This window comes from Nocardia amamiensis (assembly GCF_015477605.1).
GTDB classification, from domain to species: domain Bacteria; phylum Actinomycetota; class Actinomycetes; order Mycobacteriales; family Mycobacteriaceae; genus Nocardia; species Nocardia amamiensis_A.
Window position 1 is genome coordinate 540,390 of the sequence record NZ_JADLQX010000001.1, and the last position, 6,776, is coordinate 547,165.

Sequence of the window (6,776 nt, forward strand, 5' to 3'; positions counted from 1 at the left end):
TGGATAGACGAGCCCGGTCACACTCGAACGCCCTGCGACGCCAGATAGGCGATGGGCTCGATGGCGCGGCCGTTGCGCCGCACTTCGTAGTGCAGGTGGGGACCGGTGGAGTTGCCGGTGGACCCGACGGCCCCGATCGGGGTGCCCGCGGGGATCCGATCGCCTGCCTTGACCCGGATGCTGCCGGGGGTCTGGTGGGCGTAGATGGTCTCGGTGCCGTCGGCGGATCGGATTCGCACCTGGTAGCCGTAGCCGTCGCCGTAGTTGCCCGCCTTGACGACCGTGCCTCCGGTGGCGGCGTAGATGGGCGTGCCCGCGGGAGCGGCCATATCGAGTCCGCCGTGATGCTTGCCGCCACGGGGCCCGAAGTGCGAGCTGATTCGGTACTTGCCCGGATCGAGGGGCGATCGGGGCCTGCCACTGCCCGGCAATGCGCTGCTCAGCTGAGTCTGTTTTCCGGCAAGGGCATTGAGGTATTGAGCGGTGAGCCGATTGACCGCCGCGGCGGTTTCGGTCGCGTTGGCCTGGCCGCCGCGGACGATGGTTTGCGCCTTGCGCAATGCCTCCGTGAGTATTTGGTGCGCTTTCCGCTGCCCTTCTTTGGTGTAGGCGGCGGGACCGAGCTCGGCCAGTTGAACGTTGACCTCGCGTACCAGCCGGATCACCGCTTTCCGGTCGGTCTTGTTCGACCCGGCCAGGCCGGAGACGTAGCGCGCGAGTTCGTTGTCCAGCGAGTTGAACGCTCTCGCCGCGTTCTTCTGGAACAACGCCCGCGCCTTGATCGCGGTCGCTCCCGCGCCCGAGCCGCGGATCCCGCCCGGCTGCGATCCCAGACTGCCGGTGCCCGACGCGGCGCCGTCGGTACCGTACAGCGCTTCCAAGGTTTTCAAGGCTTTCAACGCCTCTTGTGCTTCCGGCGACAGTGCGGCGGCACTGGGTTCGGCGGCAGTGGGTGCCGAACTGCCTGCTCCCGCGCCTGATCCACCGCCTGCGAGGCCGGCCAGCGCCGACGCCAGCATCGGCAATGCCATCATGGCCATGGGCGCGAGGCTCGCGATGATCTCTGGGTCGATACCGGGCGGTGGCGGCGCCTCAGCCGCCGGGGGCGTGCCGGACGGTGCCGCGGTGCCCTGCGGTGGCGCCACGACACCGCCGGGCGGTGGCGGCGCTGCGCTGGTGGATACCGATGCCACGGTGGATGGCGGCGGTTGCACACCGCTGGGCGCGGCGGCGGTTGCATTCGGCGAGGAAACAGCTTGGGTGCGCGGGCCCGGCGCCGGTGTCCCGGTGGGACCACCAGGCGCGGGCCGTGCCAGGTCGGTGAGAATACGCGCCGCCTGGGCGGCGATATCGGGCTGCTTCCGGTCGGCCGTCGATGCCTGCGGCCCGTGCGCGCTCGGCTCGTTATCGGCGTGGCCGCCCGCGCCTAACTCTTCGCCGTCCGCGAGCTGTGCCACCTCCCCGCTGGTCATGACCACCTCCGACTGCCCAGAGCTCCATTCGACACGCTTCCCGCCCAGCGCTGGTGCCGAGATAAATTGTGGCCCTGAGCGATAGCGGCCCGGTCCTCATAGCTGGGAATGGCGAAAATCCACTACGGACCCGGCGAGCCGGCGGACGCTAATTGGTGGTGCAGTCGCTCACGTATCCGCCGCACCCCGGGCGCCTTGGACCCGGGCAGCAACGGACCTGGATATCTGCCCCGCAGATCGACGCCGTTCGCGGCGTCCGCTTCCAATTGCCGGAAATCGGCGCGGATTCGGCTGTCGAGCCGGTATGGGTCCGACGAGAGGCGATATCCGATGATTCGTCGAAGCCGGGCAAGTTCCGCACGTACCGTTACGGTTTTTCCGTCGTTTCCGTACAGTTCTCGGGCCAACATCGCGGCGGTCGTTCCCGCCGGGTTGGCGAGGAGAAGAACCACCAGCTCGCTGTGCCGGAGACTGAGCTCGTGCACCAGCCCATCCATCCACAGCACGGCGCGGTTACGGCCGAGCGCGCTGACCCGGGGGGCTTGTTCGCCGGAATATCTCGTGGGCAGGGCGTGGACGGAGAACGGTCCACCCGGCGAGAGCCGTTCGAGCACTACTCTGCGCCCATCGGGCAGTTCGGTTTCGCCCTCGAGCAGCGGCGCCGGCCAGATCGCGGGCAGCCACCCCGATGGTGCGGCGTGCAACAGCCTGCCCTCTTGCGACAGCAGAGCGCAGTGGTCGCCGACGCGGCTGAGCACGCGATCGAGATAGCGGGTGCGGATTTCGGCATCCCGCTGCCGGGCGAGGTCGCGCAGATGCGCTTCGGCGAGCCGCGCTGCCATCGTAACCAGCGGCAGCGCAAGCGGGCTCGTGTTGCGGAGCTTGCAGGTGACGTCGACGACACCGATCACGGCGCCACTGACCGGGTCCCGGATCGGCGCCGCCGAGCAGGTGAAGCCCGCGGCGACCGACAAGTAGTGCTCGGTGCCGCGAACTTGGAACGCCCGCCCGAGAGCCAGGGCGGTGCCGACACCATTGGTGCCCGCCTCGGCCTCGTGCCAGCGTGCTCCCGGGACGAGGTTGGCCCGCTCCGCCACCTGCCGTGCCGCGGCATCGCCCTGTACCCACAGCAAATGGCCGTCCGCGTCGCCGCCGAACAGAACGTGGCCCGGCTCCGACGCGGCGCTCTCCAGGCTCGCGAACAGCACCGGCCACACCGAGGCCATCCGATGGTCCCTGCGCCAGGTCCTGACCTCGTCCCGGGTCAGACCGACCTCGGGCAGGTGCCGGTCCGGATGCAGGCCGCGACGTTGCGCGCGATCCCACGAGGCGCGCACGTCGGCACGCATCACGTGCGTCTGCCTGGTCACCAAATGCGTTTGCCTCGTGATAGTCCGGCCGGTGCTCGCGGTCCGAGCGGTCATGGCGTCCGGACCAGATTAAGCATGTCGTGGTCGCACTGACAACGGGTTGCCTTGCGCTGCAACGTCTGTGCAACCCCTCCGCACGATCTTGGCCGCGCCCCGGCCTGCACGCCATCGTGTGAACACACTTGTCCTGAGCTGGAGGTTGACGATGCCCTACCTGGAATTGCCCGACGGCGTGCCGATGTACTACGAGGACCACGGCGCCGGTCGTCCTGTCGTGCTCATTCACGGCTGGACGATGAACACCACCTTCTGGGCGCAGAATGTGCCCGCGCTGGCGGAAGACAATCGGGTCATCAATGTCGACCTGCGCGGGCACGGTGCCTCCGGCAAGACCGAGGACGGTCACACCCTCGCGCAGTACGCACGGGACATCCGCAGTCTGCTGGACCATCTCTCGCTCGACGACGTGGCACTCGTGGGCTGGTCGATGGGCGCCGCGGTGATTTTCGCTTACGTCGAGCAGTTCGGATGTGAGAACCTGCGATCGGTGACATTCGTCGATCAGTCACCGCGTTTCCTCGACGGGGAAGGCTGGGACTTCCCGCTCCAAGGCGGCTACAGCCAGACCGATCTCGCGGTGTTCGTGCAGGCGGTGCGGTACGCCCGTCCGCTGGTGATCAAGCCGTTCATCGCCGCCTGCTTCGCGGAAGAACCCTCCGACGAGGTGATCGATGCGGTGTACGCGGAGACGACGAAGATGCCGACCTCGGCGGCCTGCGCCATCTGGTACGACATGGCCTTCGCGGACTTCCGGCCCGTCCTGTCCCAGATCACCGTGCCTGCGCTGCTGATATACGGAGCACAGAGCAAGATCTTCCCCGGTCCACTCGATGCGTGGATCGCCGCGCAGGTGCCTAACGCGAAGGTGGTGCGCTTCGAGGGCAGCGGGCACGTGCCGTTCTCCGAGGAACCCGAGGACTTCAACAAAGTTCTCGCCGACTTCCTGTGAGACATCGAAGCCTCGCGAGGTAACTTGCGCCCCTCTCCCGTACCGGCTCGCCGGGCCGGTCAGGAGAGGGCTTGGTCGAGGTCCGCCAAGAGGTCTTCCACATCTTCCAGTCCCACCGAGACGCGGACGACGCCGTCGGACAGGCCGATTGTGGCGCGGCCTTCGGGGCCCATGGCGCGGTGGGTGGTGGTGGCGGGGTGGGTGATCAGAGTCTTGGCGTCGCCGAGGTTGTTGGAGATGTCGATGACGCGCAACCGGTTCAGCACCTCGAAAGCGCGTTTCTTCGCCTCGTTCTCGGGGGCGTTCAGCTCGAAGGTGACCACGGTGCCGCCCGCGCTCATCTGACTGGTGGCCAGCGCGTGCTGCGGATGCGACTCCAGGAACGGGTACCTCACCCAGCTGACCGCCTTGTTGCCCTCCAGGAATCGGGCGATCCGCAGTGCGGAGTCGGCCGAATGGCGCACCCGCAGCGGCATCGTCTCCAGGCCCTTGAGCAGAGTCCACGCGTTGAACGGGCTCAGCGCCGGACCGGTATGGCGCATCAGCGTTTTCACCGGGCCGTCGATGTAGTCCTTGGCCCCGAGAATCGCGCCGCCGAGCACCCGGCCCTGCCCGTCGATGTGCTTGGTGCCGGAGTAGACCACCACGTCGGCGCCGAGCTCGAAGCCGCGTTGCAGCAGGGGCGTGGCGAAGACGTTGTCCAGCACCACTTTCGCGCCGGCGGCGTGGGCCAGCTCGGTCACCCTGCGCACGTCCACCAGCGTCTGCATCGGATTCGCGGGCGTCTCGAAGAACACCGCGTCGGTCGGCACCGACAGCGCCTGCGCCCACTGGTCGAGATCTTCACCGTCCACGAAGACGGTCTCCACGCCCCAGCGCGGCAGGATCTCGTTGCACACAACGAAGCACGAGCCGAACAGGCTGCGCGCGGCGACCAGCCGGTCACCGGCGCCGAGCAGCGCTCCCAGCGCGGTGAACACCGCCGACATGCCGCTCGCGGTGGCGAAGCACGCTTCGGCGCCGTCGATCAGCCGCATCCGCTCCTCGAACATGGCGACCGTCGGGTTGCCGTAGCGGGAGTAGACGAAATGCTCCACCTCGCCGGTGAACGCGGCCTCGGCGGCTTCCGCGCTCTCGTAGACGAAGCCGGAGGTCAGGTAGAGCGCCTCGGCGGTTTCCTCGAAACCGGAGCGCCGCAGTCCGCCCCGCACACCGAGCGTCGCGGGACCGACACCCTCGGGCAGCGGCTTGTCGAACGCGCCGCCGGTGATCACGACTGCCGCCCATTTGCACAGCCCCGATGCGACGCCAGACCGCCGCTCACGACTGCCGCCAGGGCAGCCCGAGGGCACGCCAGCCGGAGCCACCGCGGTGCCCGAACTCGTCGAGCGGACCTTCGAAGCCCTCGAGAACGTTGTAAGAGGTGCGGTAACCCGCTGACGTGGCGGCGATCGCCGCGCCGACCGAACGCTGGCCGGAGCGACACAGGAACACCACCGGCGCCTGGGGGTCGTGGTCGGCGAGCGCCTGCTTCAACTGCTCGGCGAACGCCTCGTTGCGCGCGCCGGTGGAGTCGACCCACTCGATCAGCACGGTCGGCCGCTCGATCGAACTCGTGTCGGGTACGCCGACGAACTTCCATTCGGCTTCTGTCCGCACGTCGACGAGAACGGCTTCGGGGTTGTCGCGCAACAGTTCCCACGCCTGCTGTGGGGTGATGTCACCGGCGTAACTCATCTGCTCCTCCTGCGAATCCGCACTTGCCGCACCCGGGACCGGAGCGCGGCCAGGTCGTCACCCGGAGCACCCCACCGCGGAGGAGGGTTGCCGACCAGCAATGCCGGGGCTTGACGCTGGCTCTCATGACCTTCGACTGAGATTGCACCGACCCGGGTCACCGTGTCAAACGGCGGTTCACACTGCGCGAACGCTCAGGTGCAGACCAGCCACTTGTCGCCGGATCTGGTGAGATTCCAGGTCTTGGTCGTCTCCGTGCCGTCCGCCTGCGTGGTCACGGTCGCCTTGCCTTTGTCGCCGTCCACCATCGGGTTGTCGATTTTCCTGAGTTCCACGGACTTTCCGGCGCCGGACTGCCCGGCCAGCGGGGAACGCGCGGCGTCGAAGCCCTCGCATCCGGTGCCGGGCGCAGGCACGGTGCCGGCGCGGTTGGCGCCGTCGACGAAGTTGCGGATGGCCGCGGCGATGCGGTCGGCGTCTGTGACATTTTTCTCAGCGGGCGAGAGCACCCCGCCGAGCACGATCGCGATGAGCACGATCACCGCGACCACCGCGGCCGCGATGAACGGGACCATGGAGCGCTTGTCGGTCTGATCGACGCGGATGATGTCGTCCTCGCCCGCGGTCGGCTGCTGCTCGGTCATGGCTCGATGATCCCTGGTCGGCGCGGGTATCGAGCGCTCGGCCCCGGGGCAGGGTGGTGACGGCGTCCGTCGGCGAACAGAGGGCCGCTATAGGCTGCGCGCGAGCGGGTATCCGCCGATTGTGATGTTCGATGGCATCCACCGAGTTCACGCACCGGATCAGGGCGGCATCGACGGTCCCGATAGAATCGCGGGACGGCAGCCTGCTGTCATAGCGAATCGGCAGCTCATCGCCGCGGCGAACGGAGCACCGTGCAGCCACGAGCCGGCAACGCCGGCGTCCGCGCCGGACGGGTGCGACCGAGCCGGTGCGTCAACTTAGCCTAAGCTAAGCCAGACGTCATTAATTGTTTTCGACTATGAGGGTGCGCGTAAGAGATGACCGAACAGAGTGCAGCGACCCGCCCGCTCCGCATCGCGATCGTGGGCGCCGGACCGGCCGGGATCTACGCCGCCGACGCGTTGATGAAGGCGTTGCCGGGTCGCTCCGCAGGCTCCGCTCCCAGCGATGCCGAGGTCGGTATCGACCTGTTCGAGCGCATGC

Annotated in this window: 6 protein-coding genes and 1 riboswitch; of the genes, 1 reads left to right on the plus strand and 5 read right to left on the minus strand. The window is 68.0% G+C overall.

Going from position 1 to position 6,776, the window contains the following annotated elements:
- Positions 1–17: 17 nt before the first annotated feature.
- Positions 18–1,472 carry a M23 family metallopeptidase gene (locus IU459_RS02445; RefSeq protein ID WP_195127748.1) on the minus strand — a complete coding sequence of 485 codons (1,455 nt, stop codon included), beginning with the start codon at positions 1,470–1,472 and terminating at the stop codon, positions 18–20.
- 122 nt (positions 1,473–1,594) lie between these two features.
- Positions 1,595–2,842, minus strand: coding sequence for a GAF domain-containing protein (locus IU459_RS02450; protein ID WP_195127749.1), 1,248 nt, complete (start codon positions 2,840–2,842; stop codon positions 1,595–1,597).
- A gap of 205 nt (positions 2,843–3,047) precedes the next feature.
- Here IU459_RS02450 and IU459_RS02455 point away from each other — a divergent pair, with 205 nt between their 5' ends.
- The gene (locus IU459_RS02455) at positions 3,048–3,851 is read left to right on the plus strand and encodes an alpha/beta fold hydrolase (protein ID WP_195127750.1); all 804 of its coding nucleotides are present in this window, start codon (positions 3,048–3,050) and stop codon (positions 3,849–3,851) included.
- Positions 3,852–3,910: 59 nt separating this feature from the next.
- Here IU459_RS02455 and IU459_RS02460 read toward each other — a convergent pair whose 3' ends face one another.
- From IU459_RS02460 to IU459_RS02470, 3 genes are all read right to left on the minus strand, one after another.
- On the minus strand, positions 3,911–5,125 hold the full coding sequence (locus tag IU459_RS02460) for an O-succinylhomoserine sulfhydrylase (protein ID WP_195127751.1): 1,215 nt from the start codon (positions 5,123–5,125) through the stop codon (positions 3,911–3,913).
- Between the two features lie 46 nt (positions 5,126–5,171).
- Positions 5,172–5,588, minus strand: coding sequence for a rhodanese-like domain-containing protein (locus IU459_RS02465; protein WP_195127752.1), 417 nt, complete (start codon positions 5,586–5,588; stop codon positions 5,172–5,174).
- A gap of 14 nt (positions 5,589–5,602) precedes the next feature.
- Positions 5,603–5,719: riboswitch (SAM riboswitch) on the minus strand.
- Positions 5,720–5,782: 63 nt separating this feature from the next.
- Positions 5,783–6,232: an Rv0361 family membrane protein gene (locus IU459_RS02470; RefSeq protein WP_195127753.1), complete on the minus strand. Its 450-nt coding sequence runs from the start codon at positions 6,230–6,232 to the stop codon at positions 5,783–5,785.
- Positions 6,233–6,776 lie beyond the last annotated feature (544 nt).